Below are 21,567 nucleotides of genomic sequence, written 5' to 3' on the forward strand. Positions count from 1 at the left end.
CAGGCTATATAAACAGTACAAACTCAATCGGTTAATGATAACATAGAATAAGGAAAACACTGTTGTTTTTATAGGTTTCAATATGCTAGAATCTATTTGAGTACTATCATTATTACTAGTGAGCCTTTTGCAAAAATAGGATTTTCGTTCAAGATTGAGGCATGTGAAAAATTTTACCACAGGCATATCTTTAATATTCCGAGGATAAAATTTTGAACAAAACGAAAAGATTGGGCGAAAAGACACTTTTGCAAGCGGCTCTAGTATTAGTACTATTCACCTGTATCAGTATGACAAAAATCTAACTCCGATGAACGGAATAAGTACCTTGGAAGTAATTTTACGTTCGCAATGTTAAAAGGTTCTCCAGTTTTCCTGTTTTTTACGACAGGCTTTCAGGAGTAAGGCACTAATCATCTTAAACGGCTCTATCTATGGCACACCAAACATTAAGTGATACGGAAGAAGAAACGAGAGGTTTTCTTATACACCTCCCTGTTTTCTCATCTTTTTCTTTAGATGAACTTTCTACACTTGCAAAGCATATGAGTTATGTACATCTGCAAAGAGGGGAATATCTCTTTATGGAGGGTGACCAGGGCTCATTTATGGGTTTTGTTGTCAGCGGTGTTTTAGAGGTACAAAAGAGTACATCGTCAGGAGATCGTGTTCCTCTTGCCAGATTAACCAAGGGAAGTTCCATTGGCGAAATGGCAATTATTGATCAATCAGTTCGCTCTGCCACAGTCATAGCAAAACAAGCGACTACCATGGTAACCCTTACAGAGAAGGGTTTTGACATGCTTGCAGAACAACAAGCATCATTAGGCATCAAAGTTATTAAAAAAATTGCCAGACTATTAAGCCTTAATATGAGACGAACCTCGAGTAAACTTGCTGATTTTTTATAAAAATTGTACCTAAAATAACTCACACAATAAAATTTCGATGGACCAAGAGATACACATAGTCATTGCAGATAGTGAAAACAGCTCTGTATTTACGGAAGAATCATTTCCCGAGCTATCCTTTTCCTGTAACTTTAACAAGGTAAACAGTGACACTGAGCTCCTTTCCTCCCTTGCGGCCGATCCTGTACGAATTCTAATAATCGACCTTGATTTCAACAGTAATGACGAGGACTTATCCCTCATTTACTCGATTAAAAATAACCATCCTGAAATTTCTATTTTACCCTTAATTCCTGAAGGAAAGCCGCATCTTGCCAAATCATTATTTGAACTCGATCTTTTTTATTTTCTTCATAAACCACTTGAAGTGACTGAGACAGCTGCTGCGCTAAAAAGGGCATATGAAAATATACCACCTCGTTCCAAATCCCCTCAACCCAAGCCAGTCTTAGAAAAGATCAAACCATTCCATGGGATGATCGGGGCCAGTAAACCAATGAATCATCTCTTTGAGATGATCAGCAAGGTTGCAGAAGATGACCTCGCGACAATTCTGATACGTGGCGAGTCAGGTACAGGAAAAGAGATGGTTGCCAAGGCCATACACGCTCAAAGTAATAGAAAAAGTCAAAATTTTGTACCAGTAAACTGTGCCGCAATACCTGATGATTTACTTGAGAGTGAACTTTTCGGTTACACCAAAGGTGCGTTTACCGGAGCCAGCGCCAATAAACCCGGGAGAATTCAATACGCTGACAATGGAACCCTCTTTCTTGACGAAATTGGTGACATGAAATCATCATTACAGGCAAAATTACTCCGGGTTATTCAGGAAAAAGAGTTTGAGCCGGTTGGCGCCTTCAAATCCATTCCGGTTAATACCAGGATACTTGCGGCTACACATTGTGATCTTGAAACACTCGTCAAACAAGGGAAATTTAGAGAAGACTTATACTATCGGTTGAGTGTTATCCCCTTGCAAATACCCTCGCTTAAAGAACGTAAGCGCGACATACCGCTGCTTATCGAAGCCTTTCTTGAAAAGTTTGCAGACAAAAGGGGGCGGGAACCATTCACATTTTCGAAAAAAGCACGTGCAGCAATCATCTGTTACGACTGGCATGGAAATGTGCGCGAACTAGAAAATCTCATTCAACATATGGCTGTTCTCTACAGCGGAAAACAGGTTCAGCTCAGCGATCTTCCTGAAAAAATACAATCTGTTGAAATCCCAGATGACTTTGTTGACACCTTCACCAACGTTGACGACTATAGTGATCCAGCAGACACGGAGGATTCCACAACTCAAACTCAGAACATATCCTGGGAAAACGGGAAGATTGATTTTAATGAGGTAATCAATGACTTTGAGACACAGCTCATTGTGCAGGCACTTAAACAAACAGAGGGTAATAAGAAGGAGGCAGCAAAACTACTTAATTTAAAAAGAACCACTCTTCTTGAAAAAATTAAGAAAAAAGCAATTGAAGGATTGTGGGAAAAATAGATCCCACCTACACATTCAGGCAAGAAGCAATTATTTCTTTTTGAGAGGAAGAAACGACAGCTCAAGCCGCCATTTCAAATAAATTGTTGTTAATATTTTCCTTTATATCTTCAATTGTTGCTGGGGTCAGTAAGATATCCTGCACTCCATATTTAACTGCTTTAATCACCTTTGTTCTTGTCCATCCGGGTCCTGCCGCTACAATGGGAAGCGTACATGCTGAACTTATCTTTATTGCTGTACCAAACCCTTGCTCATTTACATCACTCATTACGAGATAAATCGCTTTCAATTCTCCCGGGATATAATTGGTAACACTGTCTTTAAATGACAATACTTTGACACCATACCCCATCTCAGTAATAGTTTCTGAGAGAGCAGATGCTGCTATTTGATCATCACCAATTATTAATATATCAAGGGATGTGCGATCGCTCTGAACTCGCTTTGCTCCCTCACTAACCTCTGAATCGTCACTCGTTTTCGATGTAGAAACTGTTGAAACTTCAACCACCTCAGGTTCATCAGATACCAATAAGCCTTCCAACTGCAAAAGACTTAAGGGAAAAAGCAACTGAACCTTACCATAGGTAGTCCCTCCAATGGCAAGCTCCATTGATGAAACATAGTAGTTCTGATCGGGAATCGGCTCATCTGATTCCACCTGAATCTTCATTGGTACAACCTGCTGCAGTTCTTTTTTTATAAAACGTATGCTCTTAGTATACTGTTCTTCAAAGACTGCGGTATAAACACCTGAAATAATATTTGCAATCTCACCGAAGGCATCTTCAGCATCATCACCAAAATCTTCCTCTGCAACCACATTGTCCAATTCGGCTGTTGGAAGCATAATAAGAATGCCGCCAACACGAATTGCATCTTTCAAGTCAACAGAGAGATAACTTTGCCCTTCCAGTTCACCAACGACATCCATATTAGCAATTACTTGCTTTGATGAAACTTCATCAAGAAAGAAATCTTCTTTATTTACAATCTTATTATCAAGATTAGCCATAATCACATCAGTACCAAGCAGACCAGACACCTCTTCCTGCATCTTGCTCTGACAGGCAGTAAGAAGTTTATCGACCCTTGCCTTATGTTTTTTAGCGTCTATCTTGGTTTCCTTATTCTCCTCCGCAACAGGCTCATCAGGTATGGTCTGGTCTTGTTGTTGATCTACGACAGGCGCCTGTTCTTCTTTCTTTTCTTCATATTCAGGAGGATATAAATCAAGCATTGACGCAGGAAATAGCATATTAACAGAGCCAAGTTCTTTTCCGTCAACACCAAGGGATAAACTGTTTACATAGTAGAGGACATCCGGGAAGGGCTCATCAGATTCTGTTTCCACCGTAAGGGGCACAACCTCAGTAAGACCTTTTTTGATAAATCTGATTTTTTTGGTATATAGTTCTTCAAACACTGCGGTATATACACCGGAGACTATGTTTGTAACCTCACCGTAGGCATCCTGTGCATCTTCACCAAATTCTTCCTCATTTACGGTGATTTCGAGTTCACTAGGGGGCAGCATAATAAGCACCCCACCGAGATGAATAGCATCCTTAATACCAAGACAGAAAAAACTTTGATCGTCCAGGTCACCTACCACTTCCATATCTGCAATCACCTGTTTGCCAGTGACGCGGTCTTCAAAAAACTCCTCCTTAGTGACAAAATAATTACGAATATCAGTAAAAACTGAAGTGACACCAAGTAATCCACTAACCTCATTCTGCAGCCGTGTCTGACACTCGTCAAGAATACGATCAACACGCTTTTTCTGCTTTTCAAAATCAACACGAGAAACCTTACTGTCTCCACCAGCATGTATCTCTGGTGACTCGTCAGAATTTGCAGCAGCCTTTTCCTGGCCTTCATCTGCATCAGCTATATCAACTGAGGCTTCCTCTACTGCAGCTTCATCGCTTACAGTTTCCTCTTCCAGCTCAAAGGTTGCAGCTGGAAAAAGCATGACCAGACTGCCAAGGGAGGACCCGTCCAAGCTCATCGTCCAACTCACTCGATAGAGTTGCCTGTTCTCTATGGGGTCGTCGGATTCCAGCTCAACCTTTGTTGGTGTAATTTTCTTCTGATTTTTACGTACAAAGCGACAAGACTTTGGATACATCTCCTCAAAGTCTTTGGTGAAAGAGCCTGCTATAATATTGGCTATTTCACCATAGGAATCTTCAATTTCTTCACTGTATTCTTCCCGGCCTATTACCTCGTCAAGTTCTGACTCCGGCAACATAATCAAAGTACCACCTAAACGGATGGCATCTTTAATCCCAACGAGTAAACACCCCTTACCGGTTACATCCCCGGTAATATCCATTTCAGCACAGATTTGTTTGCCCTGTAGCTGATCAAAGGTATTTTCTTTCGTTATATTTTCATAGGATTCAGAATCAAGAATAAACACTGTGCCCAAAAGTGATCCGACCTCATCCTGAACCCGGGATTTTACGGCCTGTAGTATTTTATCGATTCGTTTTTTCTGCTTCATGTAGGTGTCTTAGCTAAAATTGAGAATGAATACACAACCCTATAGATAGTATCGGAATAAAGACAAATATATTTAGTTCCTTTCCCCTGAAAACCTATCATAAAAAACATGAAACTCAGGAATTGAATTTGAAATCGTAAGTTTAGTCTTACAACCAAGGCACTTACCCCGTATATCGGGGTTAGTTCCTTATAATTTCATCCCATGTATTTTACGCATAAATAGAGTAATGGAACCTCTCCCGGCAGTTTTCCATTCACCAGGACAAGATGTCATACTGAAAACTAAGAGAGGGTAATCACTGCAAGACATAATTTTGACAGAAAAGGTATTACGAGTTCATAACGTACATCAATTCAATCCAAAATCTGTTTGCACCCATTTTAAATGGTACGATCACCCTGGCAGCATCTGTAATGCCACTCACATAAAAAGAATCTCCTACAATCGTTGTAGGTATTGCAAGCTCTACATTTACATCAACTTTTGCAAATGAGACTTTCAAATTACCAGCAACCATATTAGCAATTTCTCCAATGGCATCTTTAACATCATCATCTATCTCTTCAACATCCATGCCAAGAAACGAACTTGTTATCTCTGTTGCAACAACAGTTGGGCAATGAACTGCGAGTAAACCTTTTAGCCCACCCCCAAGTCCAATCATACTCGTGATATTCGAACTTATATCTACCCTGTCTTCCATTACAGCATCTTCAGATTCAAGCTCAACCATAAGCATCGTGGAGAACACGTCCTTACAACCGGCTACAATCTCTATTCCAACCTCAAGACTATCAGTCATCTTTGCGTCCTAATTTTGGATAAAAAAAGGCAGCTCACTATCGGGTAGGGAAACTGCCTTCACATTATCTATTAAAATTTTGATTTATTTTTCCAATTCGAGTTCAACAGAAAACTCACCGGCATCACATTTAAAGGGAATCACAACACGATCAACTTCCTTTGTTGGTTGAAAATCATAGTTTTCTCCTGAGACCACAGAAGGTAAAGACAAATCAATGTCTCTTCCGTTGTCAGACAATATCGCCTTAACGTTGCCTCCTAGCATATTAGCCAGTTCACCAACAGCATCCTCAACATCCTCATTCACTTCCTCAACTTCCATTCCGAGAAAGCTTCCAGTTATTGCCATGGCTACAGGGTGGGGAAAATGAATGGCAAGAACCCCTTTATGGGTTCCTGCCAATCCGATTACGCCTGTGATACTCTTATTAAGAGGCTCTATGCTGTCTTTGAGCTCTCCATTAACAGTAACTTCCATCATCACCATAGATGAAAAGATTTCACTGGTGGATTCTATTATTTTTCCAGATATGTCCACAATCTCCTCCGACCTTTAGAAGATTTATAAGAGAGGTCCGAGCACTTCATTGACCTTATCTGGCGTAAATGGTTTTTTGATTGCACCCAGTGCACCAAGAGACTTTGCTTCTCCTATAATATCATCACCTGTTTCTGTCGAAATCATGAGAACAGGAACATCTTTAATACCATCGCGAGTTGACTTTTCCCTTAAAAATGAGATGCCATCCATATTAGGCATATTAATATCACTTAAAACAATATCAACATGCTCTTTTTCAAGAACATCAAGAGCCTCTAGACCATCGGCCGCTTCGAAAATATTATCGAATTCTATTCCCGCCTGGCGCAGAGATCTTCCTATGATTTTTCTCATTGTGCTTGAATCATCTACAAGCAATACATTTTTTCCCATCACATTCTCCTATATGTTGTGACTTACGCACCCGTAGTATTCTGGATTTGAGTCCAGAAGTTGAGCACGCTATTTAACATTCAATGTTCATCTGCCTATCAACAGGCAATTCCAACAAAAACGTTTCATTGTAAATATTATCGAGAAGCAAATACAAATGTCAAATTTCTAACGTAAAAAATCGAATCAATTACATTTTTTTTTAAAACCTTTAACTGTAGGACCGCATTATCAATCACTTGGCGGACAATTACTCAATTTCACACATTCAAACTCTTTTTAAATCGGCACTTTTTTTGCTACAGATCTATTATGAAACATTTCATCACCATACTTTTTGCACTCTTCATATTATCTCCGGTTAATGTAACTGCCGCAGAGCTAACCAGAGTTACGCGTGTTGATACCAAAGATATCATCCAGATATACTTAAACTTCGACACCCCGCCTTCGTTTTCTGGTTCGGCAACCAAAAGGCGAATTGATGTTGAGCTAAAAGACACAGATATTGGAAAAGAGTTTCAACTGTTTAAAACTGACGAGAAAATTGTCAAAATTCTGACTCGAAAAAACAGTACGACACTGATCCTTTCTCTATTTTTCAGATATGAACCTCAAAATTTTAAATTAACTCCTAATACTAACAACACTATCGTACTGGAAGTCCTTCTCGGCAATGAGTATTCTAACTCCTACAAGAATCTTGCAAATAAACTTAAAGGCCTCACCGTAGTCGACAGGGCGACGCCAGACTTTACTAATCCATATATATTGTCTCCCTACCGAACGGATTGGATGGCCTTTTTTTCAAACTATGAAAGTCCACTACACATCGAAATCCCCGTCAAATTTACCCCTCCACCTTTTCCAATTGTGGAACTGCTACCACCCGGACTCTCAAACAATCTTGACATTCTGACCCCTGACATGTTGGACCTCGCCCAGAAGGAATCCTGGGACACCCTTGCGACATCACTTCTTGAAAAACTGCAGACCACAACCGGTCCGGAAATGCAGAAAATGATCGCCCTGACCTATGGTGAAGCACTACTGAGAAACGGTGACTTCGAAGGAGCGTTCAAGCAACTGTATTTACTAAAAGAAACGTATAAAGACGAACGCATTGGTACCTACGCCAACTATCTGCTCATTTGGCTACGTGCGAGATATGAAGACCCATATATTGCTGAGTATGAGTACAAAACGTTAGAGCCGTATATTTCAGATTCAAGCCCTCTTGCTCCATACTTTCTTCTCTCCAGAGTTGAAACATCACTATCAACAAAGGAATACAGGAACCTTAACAGGTTATTGCAAATTGACACAATCGCCCTGCCGCCTGATGTTCAAGAAAGAATAAAAATACGCGAGGCGGACTACTGGTTCGCAATAAACATTCCAGTCAAGGCGTATGCAGCGTATAAACTATTGGTTAACTCACCACTTTTGCGCACACAGCCCTACTCTTTTGGTGGACACTGTTCGACTCTTTATGATCAAAGATATTTTGAAGCTGCTGCCAGAGAATACAGCAAACTACGATCTATTATTTCAGGTGAAAACCTGATTGGTTTAGTGGCATATAGAGAATATATGTCAAAGCTTAAATTCATAGATGGTAATGAGCTTATTAATGATTTTACCCAGATTCAGAATGCATATTCGCGAACTGATGCTGGTAAACTTTCTGCAATTAAAAAGAATGACCTCAGGCTACTTGCGGACCGCCAGTACCTTGAAACAGCATTAACTCATTATAAGCAAATTGCAGACGAATCATCAACCAGAAGCATCAAGGAAGAAGTTGGATTCAAAGTTATTCTTATCCATACTCTGCTGGGTGACATCAAGACAGCGGTACCAATGCTCCATACATTTTTACGTGAATTTCAAACAGGCAATGTCAGAATTACGGCACAAGCCCTTTTAATAGACCTTCTTCCTAAAGAAATTAAAAGACTTGTTGATGACACAGATTATCTGGGGGCCCTTGTTCTTGCAAAACAGAACAAGGAGCTTTTTCAAAACAATTGGATAGACAGTAACTTCCTCATAGATATTGCCAAGGCATACCACAAAGTTGGGATCTACGATGAGGCACAAAAACTTTATCTATATCTCATTGAGATAAAGTCTGCCGACCAACGGGAAGAATTTTACCTGCCGATGATTCAAGCAACCTTTGACCATGGGAACTTCAGTCTCGTTGAAGACTACGCAGCACAGTACAGCTATAATTACCCGGAAGGGAAATACACAAATGATGTACTTCTTATAAGAATCCAAGCACTTGTAGCAGATGAAAGACTGACAGAAGCAAAACTTGCACTGCCCTCACCTCTTCCCGCTAATGGTACATTCCATCCCTTAGCTGCAACAATTTATTATCGAACTGATAATTACATTAAGACTGCTCAAACCCTGGAAGAATATGTAGAACTTGGAAAAAATATCAGCGGGCAACACCAGTTTTTTCTTGCTGAAAGCCTATACCAGACAAAAGATCTTAATGCTGCAGCGGATGAATTTCTTAAAATTTCCAAGGATAATATCTTTTATCATCAAAGCTTATACAGACTCGCCGATATCAATCGTTTACTTGGAAAAGAGGAATTAGCACTAACATTCCTCGAAAAAATTGTCGAAACAGAAGAAAACTCTCTTTGGAAACAATACGCGGAACGGGATTTGCAATATAATGTAAACAAAGACAAATATTAGACCCGTCATTTAAAAGTTCCAGATATAAACAAGACTGAGACACAGGACAATACAGCAGAATCTGTACCTCGTCACCCATTCCAGCTTTTACGAAGTAAGGTTCTTAACAAAAATCAGTTTTAAACATCTGCAACAGGTGAAACAATGTCAGTCATCAAACTTCATGATCAAAATATGCAGCTGCTCAGTAAGGTGCTCGATCTCAGAGCAACTAAGGCACAGGTCATATCATCAAATATCGCAAATGCTGAGACACCCGGTTTTTCCCCCTCTCGCTTTGAGTTTGAAGAGGACCTTGCAAATGCCTTATCATCGAGCAAAAATGTCCAACTTCAAACCTCTGATGACAAACATATCCCAATTGGTCCTGCCAATTTTAACAGCGTAAGCGGCAAAATCCGTTTAGATGAAGAGAAAGCAGGTATTGGAGATGATAACAATGTCAGCGTGGATCAAGAGATGATGGCACTCTCAGAGAACGAACTACTCTATGAAACTGCAGCTCAACTTCTTAAAAAGAAAATGTCTCTTCTTAAATATGTCATTTCAGGTGGACAATAACTCACACCGCAACCTATTATTCCGAGGAAGAAATGGACTTTACAAATACATTTAAAATCAGTGCTTCAGCCCTCAAGGCCCATAGCATGCGCCTTAATACTATTAGCTCTAATCTCGCAAATGTTGAAACCACCTCAACGCCAGAAGGTGGGCCATACAAAAAGCAATCAACATATTTTCAATCTAAGCCCTTATCTTTTAAAGACCAGCTCAACAATGAGGTTGCGGGAAGTTTAAAGGGCGTGGAAGTTACAAAGATTGTTGAAGACAAGACACCCCCAAAAAAGGTTTATGACCCTTCACACCCGGACGCAGCAGAAGACGGCTACGTAGAAATGCCCAACATCAGCGTCCTTAAGGAAATGGTTGATATGATGTCGGCCACCAGATCATACCAGGCAAATGTCACATCAATTAAAATGGCAAAAAGAATGGCCCTTAAGGCACTCGAAATTGGACAATAATCATGAATTCAATTGAAAGTTTAACTCATCTCGCCAGCACCGCCCAACAGGTAAGCAAAGAGAGTGACGTGACTAAAAGCAGTAATGCCTTTGGTGACATGCTCAAGAACATGGTAACAGAGACCAACAAGGATCAGACTATTGGTAATCAAGCTATCCAAGACCTCCAAGCAGGTAAGGCTGAACACCTCCATGAAGTTATGATTTCTGTTGAAAAGGCTGACGTATCGCTCAGAATGCTTGTTCAAATGAGAAACAAGGCACTTACAGCATATGAAGAAGTCATGCGAATGCAAATATGACGTTTAGTACCTTACTTCCAAAAAAACCGTCATAAATTTCAGGTAGCATAGACTCCGAAAAAACCGAAGAACCTCTTAACATTGCGAACGTAACATTACTTCCAGATAAGTGAACGTAGTGAGCCTTTCGAGGTGCTTATCCCGTTCATCGGGGTTAGCAAGACACAATCAACGATTTAGAAAGAAGTTACAATCAAAAAGGAACGCGCATAATGGAAGTCGCAGATACAAGCGTTGAAACCACGACCAGCCAGCCACCGGCGCCAATTGAGAAGAAGAATCTCGTTCAACTTGTTCAGGAGTGGCCACTCAGTAGAAAAATTGCAACCGGTGCTGTTGTGGTTATCTCAATCGTGTTATTTGCTGTTCTCATCATGCAGGCCAGGATAGCTGACCAGCAACTTCTTTATGCCAATCTTGAGATGCAGGATGCGTCCGAGGTAGTCACGTGGCTCAAAGGCCAGAAAATTGAGTACACCCTCAAAAACGGGGGCCGTGATATCTGGATTCCAGCCACTCAAATATACCAGAGCAGGCTTGATCTTGCTGCCAATGGAATGCCAAGTGGTGGTGGAGTTGGTTTTGAAATCTTTGACAAACAGAGTTTTGCCCTCACAGACTATGTACAGAAGGTAAACTATACAAGGGCACTGCAAGGGGAATTATCCAGAACAATTTCATCCCTTGCTCCTGTTGAAACAACCAGGGTACACCTTGCACTACCAGAGAAACGGCTTTTTAAAAATCAGCAAAAAAGTGGTACTGCATCTGTTATTGTAACCCTCGTACCAGGAAAAAATCTTGACCAGCAGCAGGTCCAGGGCATAGTCCATCTCGTTGCCGGTTCTGTAACAAATCTCAGTCCTGATAACGTCAAGGTCATTGATTCCAGCGGGGTTGTTCTTGAAGTCGAAAAGAAAAAAGATGACAGCCAGGTTTTCTCAGGCGAGATGCTCGCCTATCAGCAGGAAGTAGAACACCGAATGGAAATGCGCGCTCAGGCACTTCTTGATAAAACCATGGGGACTGATAATGCCATGGTTAGAATTTCAGCGACTCTCGATTTTTCAAAAGTTGAAAAAACCGAAGAGTTCTTTGATGGAGAAGAGCCTGTTATTCGTAGTGAACAGATTAATCAGCAATCTGCAGCAAGCGAAACTGAGGGTGGTATTCCCGGAGTTGAATCAAATCTTCAGGGAAACGTATTTGGGGAAACAGCAACTGGCCCATCATCGTCAAAGACTTCACGCACTACGAACTATGAAATTAGTAAAACTGTAAGCCGAATAATTAACCCGGTAGGTACAATCACTAAACTTTCAGTATCAGTGCTTGTAGCAGACAAAGTCCAGGTAGACGAAGAAGGCAAGGTATCTGAAATAACACCAAGAACACCAGAAGAGTTGAAATCCATTGAGAACATGGTTGCAAGCGCAATTGGGGTGGTTACAGAGCGTGGAGATATGATAAACGTTTTATCAATGCCTTTCGTAGCACCTAAAGAAGTCACTATAGCTGCTGAATCAGAACCAACGAGTTCTTTATATCAGTTTATACCGTTTATTAAATACGGACTTATTGGCGCTGGAGTATTTCTTCTCTATTTCTTACTCATTCGACCAGTGGTGAAAACAATGAAAGGTGAGGTCAAGGAGCATTATAAAACTGTTGAACAGCTAGAGAAAGAGCAACAGCAGAAACTTCTTCAGCAAACAGAAGCCGAAAATGAACTTCCCATGGAACCAGTTGATGACACCATAACCCAGCTCAGAAGAGAGGTTAATCACAACCAGGCTCCAACCGCATTTATCATCAAGAACTGGATTCAGGAAGGCTAATTAACAATGGCAATTGAGACTTTAACCGGTATTAACAAAGTTGCTGTACTTCTCATTTGTTTGGGAGAAGATGCGGCCGCCAAGATTTTTGAAGAACTTTCCGATGACGAGGTTCGGCAAATAACACGGGCAATGGCCAGTATTGATCACATACCAACAGACATAAAAGAGAAGGTTTTCCAAAACTACCGGGAATCAAAAGAGCAATTTGCAGGGCTCTTTGTCAAGGGTGAGGATTTTGCAAAAAACGCTATATCGGCAACACCAGGTGATCAACGATCACAATTGCTTATGGATCAATTCCTCTCAGGTACTGAGAGTAAATCTCTTGAAACCATCTCTCTCATGGCACCTGCCATGGTTGCGGGTCTTTTAGAACATGAACATCCACAAACGGTAGCCCTGGTACTCTCCACTCAACATATGGAACATGCTGCAGAAATACTTTCTCATCTTCCTGAAAGTATCATGTCAGATGTAGCCTATAGGATTTCAAAAATTGAAAAAGTTTCCCCTATGGTTCTCAATAGGATTGAAGACGCGCTACACAGGGAAATCGGTCTTGTCTCAGGGGGAACACAGAAAAAAATTGGTGGACTTGATACTATAGTTGGCATCCTCAATAACATGAAGAACAATCTTGATGCTGATATCCTTGAGAGCATGGAACAGGAAGACCCTGAGATGGCTGAAGAGATTCGCAAGAAAATGTTTACCTTTGAAAATCTTGTGGCACTCGACGGAAGATCTCTGCAAATGATCCTAAGAGAAGTGAACAACGATTCTCTGACCATGGCTCTCAAAACTGCATCAGACGAAATGAAGGCCAAGATTTTTGCAAATATGTCTTCAAGAGCCGCTGATATGATTCAGGACGATCTGGATGCCATGGGACCGGTACGATTATCAGAAGTCGAAATAATGCAGCAGTCCATTGTAAAAATTGCCATGAAGCTTGAAGAAGAAGGAAAGCTCGTCCTTGGAACCGGAGGTGGAGATGAGCTGGTCTAAATATTATAAAGATTCTAACTCTTTTAAGCGCGAAAAAATTGTTCAATCAGCGCCAACAGACGCAGCAGGCTGGCAATCAAAACCAAAAAGCACTACAACTCCATTTGAACCCGGGAAAGTCAGGCAAGATCCTGTACAACAAGAAGCAACACCAACACCTGACCCACAAAGTACCCCCCAAGATCCAACGGCTCATTCAGCGCCGGGAGACGAGAAGAAACCTAAAGCCACCCCTGAAGCACCACCCGTTGACCTGACGCAGTACATTCTAATTGATGAGGCCAAAAATAATGCTGAAGCCAGATACCAACAAGGCCTACAAGATGGTATTTCAAAAGCTGCTGAAGACTACGGCTCTGCAGTCAGTGCTCTTACTTCCAGCTGTGAACAATTAGATTCGGTTCGTGAAACCATCATTGGAAATAGCTCCCATGAGCTGCTTGAGTTCACTCTGCTACTAGCCGAAAAGATACTAAGGATTTCACTTAAAGAACAAGACCAGACAATTGTAGCCACCATTGAAGAGGCCTTACTTCGCGCTGTAAAGTCAGATGAGTTTACTGTCTTTATTAATCCAGCTGACTATGAAAAAGTCCAGAGCAAATCAGATGATTTTATCGCAGGAGTGAGCGGTCTCAATAATATAGTCATTAAAGCAGATCCAACAGTTGAAGAAGGCGGAGCAAAAATTGAATCGGAAAATTGCATTATTGACGCAACGATTTTCAGTCAACTTGAGACTATCCGTGAAGAATTACTCAAAAAGAAACCGTAGGCATCCACTTTCTCTGCCTTTCTATTTATTCCTCGCCTCAAATTGATGGACTGATATGATATTTGACCCTGAACAACTTGATACCATCAACGTCATCAAAATATGGGGTAAGGTAACTCGTATAGTTGGCCTGGTCATTGAGGGACACTGTCCCCATGCATCAATTGGTTCCCTTTGTGAACTCACCCCCATTGATGATGGTGAGAAGATATATGCCGAGATTGTCGGCTTCAAAGACAGCATTGCCCTTCTTATGCCCCTGGGAGAACTTCGAGGCCTAGGCCCGGGCAGCCTCATCCGTGTTGTCCGCACCAGCGCTACAATAAGTGTTGGTCCCAACCTGCTCGGTCGGGTCATTGATGCAATGGAAATCCCTCAGGACGGCTTTCCTGTACCGTCTCTTCCTGAAGAAAAAGATCTGTATTCTTTGCCCCCCGGTCCCATGGAGCGACAAAACATAACCGACTCCCTCGACCTTGGGGTTCGTGCGATAAACGGACTTCTAACATGTGGAACTGGTCAACGTTTAGGAATTATGGCTGGATCTGGGGTTGGTAAAAGTGTTCTTTTAGGTATGATGGCCAAAAATGCCAAGGCTGATATAAATGTCATAGCGCTCATTGGCGAACGTGGACGTGAGGTGAGAGAATTTATAGAAAGAGATCTCGGCAAGGAAGGACTTGCGAGATCTGTGATTATTGTCGTCACCTCAGATCAATCCCCATTACTGAGGATGCGTGGAGCATTCGTTGCGACTGCCATCGCTGAATATTTCTGCAATACAGGTAAAAATGTTCTTCTCATGATGGATTCTGTCACCCGCTTTGCCATGGCCATGCGGGAAATTGGCCTTGCTGTCGGGGAACCGCCCACCACTAAAGGATACACTCCTTCTGTCTTCGCCACCCTTCCTAAGTTACTTGAACGCGCAGGAAACTTTAAAAACAAAGGTTCCATAACCGCTCTTTATACTGTTCTCGTTGACGGCGATGATATGACCGAGCCAGTTGCCGATTCAGTTCGCTCAATAATAGATGGACATATTGTTCTTTCCCGGGCGCTTGCGGCTAAAAACCATTTCCCGGCCATTGATGTTCTGAGTTCAGCCAGCCGTGTAATGCGAGATATAACAGGGGAACGACATCAGGAGCTTGCAGGAAAGGCAAGAGATGTCATGGCAAATTACGCTGAAGCCGAAGATCTTATCAATATTGGGGCCTATGTCAAAGGCTCCAACCCTAAAATAGATTATGCCATAAGTAAAATAGATGCGATTACGGAATTCCTTCGCCAAAATTACAACGAGACGGCTACTCTTAAAAATTCTATCGAAACATTGGGGACTGTTTTAAGTGATCGTAAAGAAGAAGAACCTCTTCGGAAAAACCGAAGACAAACTGATCAACCTTAACGTTCTTATTTCGGGATATTACATTGGCTATCGAACCTAAACCATTTTCTCTTGAAACCGTACTCAGCTATAGAAAGCGCTTAGAAGATCTTGCAAAAAATCGTTTTTTTGAAGCTACAAAGGTAAAAGAAATAATAGAAGAAAAACTCAATCAGGAAAAAGATACTCTCTACAACACAATAACTGAATGTGAAAAACTTCAGGCTGAAGGAATTGAGATTAGAAAACTCATCCTCTTTGAGGAAAAAATTGTATCAGCACAAACCAATATTGTTGCGATAGAAAAGAACCTGGATGAAAAAATTAAGCTTGTAGAACAGGCGCAGAAAAACCTCATCACTAAAAGCCGTGAGTACCAGGTCATGAAGCGTCTCAAATACGAGCAAAATGCAGCATGGCAGCAACATCTCAACAAAAAAGAAGCAGCAATGCTTGATGAAGTTGCAGTGATGCGGCACGGCAAAGATCCTTTAAATGGACAATAAACACAACAGAGAGCTATGAACAATCATCTAATAAGCCATTTAATACTATGCAGTTTGCTATTTTTTTCCCCACTCTTTTACCTCTCCCCTGCCCTTTCAGCGGAAAACAACTATAGCTCTGTTGAGGAACGACGTATCCAAAAAACAATACTCGAAGAGCGTGCAAAAATAAGAAAAGAAAGAGAAGAAATAGATCTTCGTAAAAAGGAGCTAAAGTCACTCGAAGAGGGTGTCGATAAGAAGTTAGCAGAAATAGATGATAAATTGAAATCTCTAGAAACACTGCAGAAGAGAATAGAAACACTACTTGAAGAGAAATCAGCTGCAGAGCTAAAGCAAATTGAAAGTCTGGCCAAGATATACGAAAAAATGACGCCAGCAAAAGCAGCACTTGCCTTAACCGGCCTGGAACGACAACTTGCTTCAGATCTATTAGGCAAAATGAAGGTCAAGTCAGCTGCTAAAATATTAGATCAAGTCTCTAAACAAAAAACTACAGAAATCAGTACAACATATACCACCCTGCAATTAGAGTGAATTGATATGACACAACTACTTAATGTTCAAATGCCTGTACGGGACCTGCCAAAGGTTCAAATTGAACAATCCGGTACAAATTCCACGAGCAGCCCAAATACCGGAACAGGAGAATCATTCAACTCAGTACTCCGAAGTAGTCTTCCAAAAGATGGTGCCAATAAAACTCAAGGCAACCAAAATTTGACCAGCCAACAGCAATCAGGCAGCACCGTAAGCGATACTGGTCACACTCCAGATGATAATGGTATAGCAAATGAAAGCTTAGATAGTGCTATATTAGAATTTCTTAATCAATTTAACATTGAACCGGGCCAGCAACATTCTCCTGACGCACTTCTTTTGAGCCAGGAACAACTTATGTTGTTTCAACAACAACTCGCTTCCCTGACAGATGCGACTTCCCAGGCTTTTGCTAAACTAATCCAGCCCAACATTTCAAAGTTGGAGAATGGCAACACATCTGCAGATCAATTGGGCCTTGCTTCAGGTGCTAAAAGCTTCAGTGCCCAAAAAGCATTTTTTACCGACCCTGCCATACAGCACGCTCTAAAAGCAACTCCCCAGACAATAACCCCCCAACAGGAAGCACTGATGGAGCGAATTCAGACAATTCTTAATGGTGGTGGGGAAGCTGGGATACTTTCCATCAAAAATGTAATGGCACAAGATGGTAGCGCACTTCGGTCCCAACTCTTTTCATCATCAGCGCAGCTACAAACCCTGACTGTAGAGCAAACGACAACCAAGGTTACCCTTACAAGCAGTGAAGGATTTACAGCCCTTGAAGATGGCGTTTTTGCACCAACTCTTCGCAACAAGCAGCAGCTATCTGGTGTACGTCATGACACGACCCAACAATTTTATGATGCCAAGAGTCAACCTGGAAATATTCTGAGTGAAGCTGCAAACCTGAGTGGCAATAAGCAGGGTGATGATATGGGCCAGCAACCAGGGTCCGGTTTTAGCCAATCAACACCATTTTCTTCGTCTCCTGAGGCACCCAACACGTTTGCCATGCCCATAGGTTCCAGCACTGATCCTCTTACTACGCAGACCCTAGATTTCAGCAAAACTACGACGGTGTTACCATCAGGAACTATGGTTCAAGATCAAGATGTGATCCAACAGCTCGTCGAACGTTTTCGAATAAACCAGAGACAACTGGATTCAAAAATCCAACTCAAACTCCATCCTGTTGAACTTGGGAAGATGGAGATTGATCTCACAGTTAAAGAAGGCTCCATACGTGCAAATGTAGTTGCCCAAAGCCAACATGTTCAGCAAATTTTAGAGAGAAACCTCTCAAAACTAAAAACTGTACTTGAGCAACAGGGCTTTAACGTTGAAGACATTACAGTCACCCGTGAATCAGATATGGTAGGCAGTTTTGATCTTTTCGATCAGCAGCTCAACAACAGCGATTCATCACAATTTCTAAGTAAAAACGATAATTCTGAAACTAACACTCCGTTTATCTTAGATGAATTTCAGGACAGTTATATTGAGACCAATTCCGGTGTCAATGTAAAAGTATAAAGGAGATATCATGAGTGATTACATAAATCCACTGAGCGCGTCCTCCCGGGCAACCTCGGGCACAACTCTTTATGACCAGAAAGACCGGTCAGTAATGGGTAAAGAGGATTTCTTGATGCTTCTCGTTGAACAACTGAAAAACCAGGACCCTACGAACCCGGAAGATGCCACCGAATTTACATCACAGCTCACTGAGTTCAGCTCCCTTGAGCAACTTGAAAATCTCAATACCAGTATGGACAGTCTCATCGCGTCAAACCAGAATTCCGACAAAATCAGTACCCTTGGAACAATTGGCAAAGATGTAGCATATAAAGGATCGGAAATAAGTTACTCTGGTGAAAGCGTAGGCTTTGGATATCTTCTTAATACTACTGCAGCAGAAGTTACGATTACCCTAAGCCAAAATGGTGGCACCGTTGCAACACTAGAGGGCACTGAACTCAGTGCCGGCAACCATTTTCTTTCATGGGATGGCCTCACAGACGATGGAGAACAGGCTCCTGTTGGAGATTATGATATTTCTATTTCAGCCACTGACAGCGCAGGCGCTTCGGTTGCGGTTACATCGCTTATCAGATCCGAAGTTACAGGTGTAGACCTTGGAGGTACCAGTGGAGGAACCCTCATCACTGTTGCTGGTGAAATTCCATTCAGTTCAATTATTGGAGTATTTGAGCCCGGTAGCTATGGCGACAGTTCAGCTGCAACAGACGATGAAAAAGAATCAGACGAAGAATCAGTGACAGATACTGTTGATGAAGCTGTAGACACCGTAGAGGATGCAGTTGACGCCACTGAAACTATTGTAGACGCAGTAACATAGTGGTCAGCGCTAAAACATATTGGTCAATATTTGGGCTAATGCCGAATAAATAAGGAGAGAAAATGGGTATTTCAAGTGCATTTTTTAGTGGAGTAAGTGGTCTCAATACCAACTCCCAGGCGATGACCGTAATAGGTAACAACCTCGCTAACACTAACACAGTTGGGTTTAAAGGATCCAGGCATGTTTTTGCTGATCTCCTTTCCGGAACCATTAATGGTTCAGGCGGAGCATCACAGGTTGGTAGGGGTGTTGGTGTTTCCACTATGGATTCAATATTCAGTCAGGGAACCTTTGAAACCACTGAATCAAATCTTGATGTGGCAATCGAAGGTGATGGTTTTTTTATTCTTCGGCAAGAGGGAGATGAAACAGACTACTACTCTCGCGCAGGTGCATTCTCATTTGACGAAGATGGATATCTTGTCAATGCTGAAGGCCTATATGTACAGGGAATTGGCTACGATGATGATGGAGCCCTGATCGGTGGCGACCCAGATGATATTCAGGTTGAAAATACTGGTCTCATTGCAGGCCTGGCGACAAATAAACTCTCCCTTGAAACCAACCTTGATGCAAGTGAAGATATTTTAGCTTTGGCCAACTTTGATATCGATGATGACGCTACGTACACCTACTCATCTTCAACACAGGTATTTGATAGTTTAGGCGAGTCACATTTAATGACAACATACTTCATAAAAACGGGTGCCAATACCTGGAGTAGTGCCTGGAGTGCTGAAGATGTTAATGGAAATATTCTCCAGGGGCAGAATGCCGACAATCTTGTTTTTACAGAAAATGGGATATTGGTTGGAGATGCAGCTGATCCTCCTGTAGAAACCACAATAGATATAATTGGTTTAGACTGGGGTAATAATTCGGCTATAGGAGATATAGAGGTAACGTTTAATAATACCCAGTTTGATAGTAATTCAGTCGTCTTATCTCAAGATCAAAATGGCTATGGAGCGGGAAGCCTTACAGGTGTTGAAATAGACGGTGAAGGCAATGTGGTCGCCTTCTATTCAAATGGAGAAAGTAAAAACATTGCTCAGATGGTGCTTGGAAAATTTGTTAATCCAAATGGTTTATCTGCCGCAGGAAGTAATTTATTTACAGCGACAGCAGCTTCAGGGACCCCACGTGTGGGCGGGCCTGGTGCCGAACTCGGAACTATCTTCACCAACTCACTTGAGCAGTCCAATGTTGATATGGGTGTGGAGTTTGTTCGAATGATTACTGTACAAAGAGGATTTGAGGCGAGCTCTAAAATCATTACAACCGTTGACGAACTTCTTGACACAGTTATTAACTTGAAACGATAAAGTCATTTTTCTGACACCAAGCGTACTGGCCCCGGGATTTTTTTCATAAAACCCTGGGGCTTTTTTTTTGTTTCCATCCAATAACTCCCCATACCCCCATATCTACCTGGCTTTAAACTTCCTTCTATTATTAAATTAATAACTGGAATAATTCATGCAAACTTGAGTTTTAGAACAGCTGCGTCTATGATACATTTATATTGTATCAATTAAGAAAGTTTGTGTTTGCCCTGCTACTTAGCAGCACCAGGTAAGTGCACTACGAACGCAGCTTTTAAAGAAATCTCACAGTTTTAGTCATTATATTTTTACGGAGGATTTTTTGGATCTTTCAACAATCATAGGTATAGGTGCTGCATTTGGACTTATGCTTATGGCCATCCTGCAAGGTGGCCCCCTATCGATTTTCATTAACGTCCCTTCAATACTCATCGTTTTTGGAGGAACGTTTGGAAATACACTTGTTCACTATCCATTTGGAGACGTCTTTGATGCCATTAATGTTGCTAAAAAGACTTTGCTCCATAAAGAGATATCAATAAACGACCTCATCGCTCAACTCATGGAGTTTGCAAATAAAGCAAGAAAGGAAGGAATACTTGCGCTTCAGGGAGCAATGGACACCGTTGACGATGAATTTTTGAAAAAAGCAATGCAAATGGCCGTTGATGGCCAGGAGCCTGAGACCCTTCGATCAATGCTGAACACGGAAATTGAATATATCGAAATGCGACACGGCAAGGGCGCTGATATCTTCCTTGCGATTGCGGCCTATGCCCCGGCAATGGGAATGTGTGGAACGTTGATTGGTCTCGTGCAGATGCTGCAAACCATGGATGATCCAGCAGCAATTGGACCTGCTATGGCGGTTGCTCTTCTCACCACATTTTATGGTGCTGTTATCGCAAATGTCTTCTGTGCCCCCATGGCAGGTAAACTCAAAAACAGGTCAGCCTCAGAGGTGTTAACAAAATTGCTCATCATTGAAGGGATGCAATCCATACTATCGGGTGAAAACCCACGTATCATGGAACAGAAGCTCCACGCATTTATTGCGCCTAAACTAAGAGAATCGACTTTTAACAAGTAACGGAA

The 21,567-nt window shown here is 41.6% G+C and carries 20 protein-coding genes; 16 read left to right on the forward strand and 4 right to left on the reverse strand.

Annotation, left to right across the window (positions count from 1 at the left end; all coding sequences use genetic code 11):
- Window positions 1-434 precede the first annotated feature (434 nt).
- Window positions 435-911: a cyclic nucleotide-binding domain-containing protein gene (locus tag ACX6CI_RS08310; protein WP_458777702.1), complete on the forward strand. Its 477-nt coding sequence runs from the start codon at window positions 435-437 to the stop codon at window positions 909-911.
- Window positions 912-948: 37 nt separating this feature from the next.
- Window positions 949-2,418, forward strand: a complete 1,470-nt coding sequence (locus tag ACX6CI_RS08315) for a sigma-54 interaction domain-containing protein (protein ID WP_458777703.1) — start codon at window positions 949-951, stop codon at window positions 2,416-2,418.
- Window positions 2,419-2,479: 61 nt separating this feature from the next.
- Here the strand turns inward: ACX6CI_RS08315 and ACX6CI_RS08320 are convergent, their stop codons facing one another.
- From ACX6CI_RS08320 to ACX6CI_RS08335, 4 genes are all read right to left on the reverse strand, one after another.
- Window positions 2,480-4,933 carry a hypothetical protein gene (locus ACX6CI_RS08320; protein ID WP_458777704.1) on the reverse strand — a complete coding sequence of 818 codons (2,454 nt, stop codon included), beginning with the start codon at window positions 4,931-4,933 and terminating at the stop codon, window positions 2,480-2,482.
- A gap of 331 nt (window positions 4,934-5,264) precedes the next feature.
- Entirely contained in the window at window positions 5,265-5,738 is a 474-nt protein-coding gene (locus ACX6CI_RS08325; protein WP_458777705.1) for a chemotaxis protein CheX, read from the reverse strand.
- An 84-nt stretch (window positions 5,739-5,822) separates the two neighbouring features.
- Window positions 5,823-6,278 carry a chemotaxis protein CheX gene (locus tag ACX6CI_RS08330; protein ID WP_458777706.1) on the reverse strand — a complete coding sequence of 152 codons (456 nt, stop codon included), beginning with the start codon at window positions 6,276-6,278 and terminating at the stop codon, window positions 5,823-5,825.
- Window positions 6,279-6,302: 24 nt separating this feature from the next.
- Window positions 6,303-6,674, reverse strand: a complete 372-nt coding sequence (locus tag ACX6CI_RS08335; RefSeq protein WP_458777707.1) for a response regulator — start codon at window positions 6,672-6,674, stop codon at window positions 6,303-6,305.
- 312 nt (window positions 6,675-6,986) lie between these two features.
- Between ACX6CI_RS08335 and ACX6CI_RS08340 the strand changes: the two genes are divergently transcribed.
- The 14 genes from ACX6CI_RS08340 (at window position 6,987) to ACX6CI_RS08405 (ending at window position 21,562) form a co-directional block, all read left to right on the forward strand.
- Window positions 6,987-9,395, forward strand: a complete 2,409-nt coding sequence (locus tag ACX6CI_RS08340; RefSeq protein WP_458777708.1) for a tetratricopeptide repeat protein — start codon at window positions 6,987-6,989, stop codon at window positions 9,393-9,395.
- A gap of 144 nt (window positions 9,396-9,539) precedes the next feature.
- Window positions 9,540-9,956, forward strand: a complete 417-nt coding sequence (gene flgB, locus ACX6CI_RS08345; RefSeq protein WP_458777709.1) for a flagellar basal body rod protein FlgB — start codon at window positions 9,540-9,542, stop codon at window positions 9,954-9,956.
- 32 nt (window positions 9,957-9,988) lie between these two features.
- Window positions 9,989-10,420, forward strand: coding sequence for a flagellar basal body rod protein FlgC (gene flgC, locus ACX6CI_RS08350; protein WP_458777710.1), 432 nt, complete (start codon window positions 9,989-9,991; stop codon window positions 10,418-10,420).
- A gap of 2 nt (window positions 10,421-10,422) precedes the next feature.
- A complete protein-coding gene (fliE, locus tag ACX6CI_RS08355) occupies window positions 10,423-10,722 on the forward strand; it encodes a flagellar hook-basal body complex protein FliE (RefSeq protein ID WP_458777711.1) in 300 nt (99 codons plus the stop codon).
- Window positions 10,723-10,934: 212 nt separating this feature from the next.
- Window positions 10,935-12,560, forward strand: coding sequence for a flagellar basal-body MS-ring/collar protein FliF (fliF, locus tag ACX6CI_RS08360; RefSeq protein ID WP_458777712.1), 1,626 nt, complete (start codon window positions 10,935-10,937; stop codon window positions 12,558-12,560).
- 6 nt (window positions 12,561-12,566) lie between these two features.
- On the forward strand, window positions 12,567-13,571 hold the full coding sequence (gene fliG / locus ACX6CI_RS08365) for a flagellar motor switch protein FliG (RefSeq protein ID WP_458777713.1): 1,005 nt from the start codon (window positions 12,567-12,569) through the stop codon (window positions 13,569-13,571).
- Window positions 13,558-14,346 carry a FliH/SctL family protein gene (locus ACX6CI_RS08370; RefSeq protein WP_458777714.1) on the forward strand — a complete coding sequence of 263 codons (789 nt, stop codon included), beginning with the start codon at window positions 13,558-13,560 and terminating at the stop codon, window positions 14,344-14,346. Before fliG ends, ACX6CI_RS08370 begins: the two co-directional genes overlap by 14 nt.
- 55 nt (window positions 14,347-14,401) lie before the next feature.
- Complete coding sequence (locus tag ACX6CI_RS08375; protein WP_458777715.1) at window positions 14,402-15,757, forward strand: FliI/YscN family ATPase; 1,356 nt, start codon at window positions 14,402-14,404, stop codon at window positions 15,755-15,757.
- A gap of 23 nt (window positions 15,758-15,780) precedes the next feature.
- Complete coding sequence (fliJ, locus tag ACX6CI_RS08380) at window positions 15,781-16,242, forward strand: flagellar export protein FliJ (protein ID WP_458777716.1); 462 nt, start codon at window positions 15,781-15,783, stop codon at window positions 16,240-16,242.
- A gap of 15 nt (window positions 16,243-16,257) precedes the next feature.
- The gene (locus ACX6CI_RS08385) at window positions 16,258-16,779 is read left to right on the forward strand and encodes a MotE family protein (protein ID WP_458777717.1); all 522 of its coding nucleotides are present in this window, start codon (window positions 16,258-16,260) and stop codon (window positions 16,777-16,779) included.
- A 6-nt stretch (window positions 16,780-16,785) separates the two neighbouring features.
- Window positions 16,786-18,318: a flagellar hook-length control protein FliK gene (locus tag ACX6CI_RS08390; protein WP_458777718.1), complete on the forward strand. Its 1,533-nt coding sequence runs from the start codon at window positions 16,786-16,788 to the stop codon at window positions 18,316-18,318.
- Between the two features lie 10 nt (window positions 18,319-18,328).
- Window positions 18,329-19,144: a flagellar hook assembly protein FlgD gene (locus tag ACX6CI_RS08395; RefSeq protein WP_458777719.1), complete on the forward strand. Its 816-nt coding sequence runs from the start codon at window positions 18,329-18,331 to the stop codon at window positions 19,142-19,144.
- Window positions 19,145-19,206: 62 nt separating this feature from the next.
- Window positions 19,207-20,472, forward strand: a complete 1,266-nt coding sequence (locus ACX6CI_RS08400; RefSeq protein ID WP_458777720.1) for a flagellar hook protein FlgE — start codon at window positions 19,207-19,209, stop codon at window positions 20,470-20,472.
- 322 nt (window positions 20,473-20,794) lie between these two features.
- Window positions 20,795-21,562, forward strand: coding sequence for a motility protein A (locus ACX6CI_RS08405; protein ID WP_458777721.1), 768 nt, complete (start codon window positions 20,795-20,797; stop codon window positions 21,560-21,562).
- Window positions 21,563-21,567: the final 5 nt, after the last annotated feature.

Source organism: Desulforhopalus glucosivorans (genome assembly GCF_054397165.1).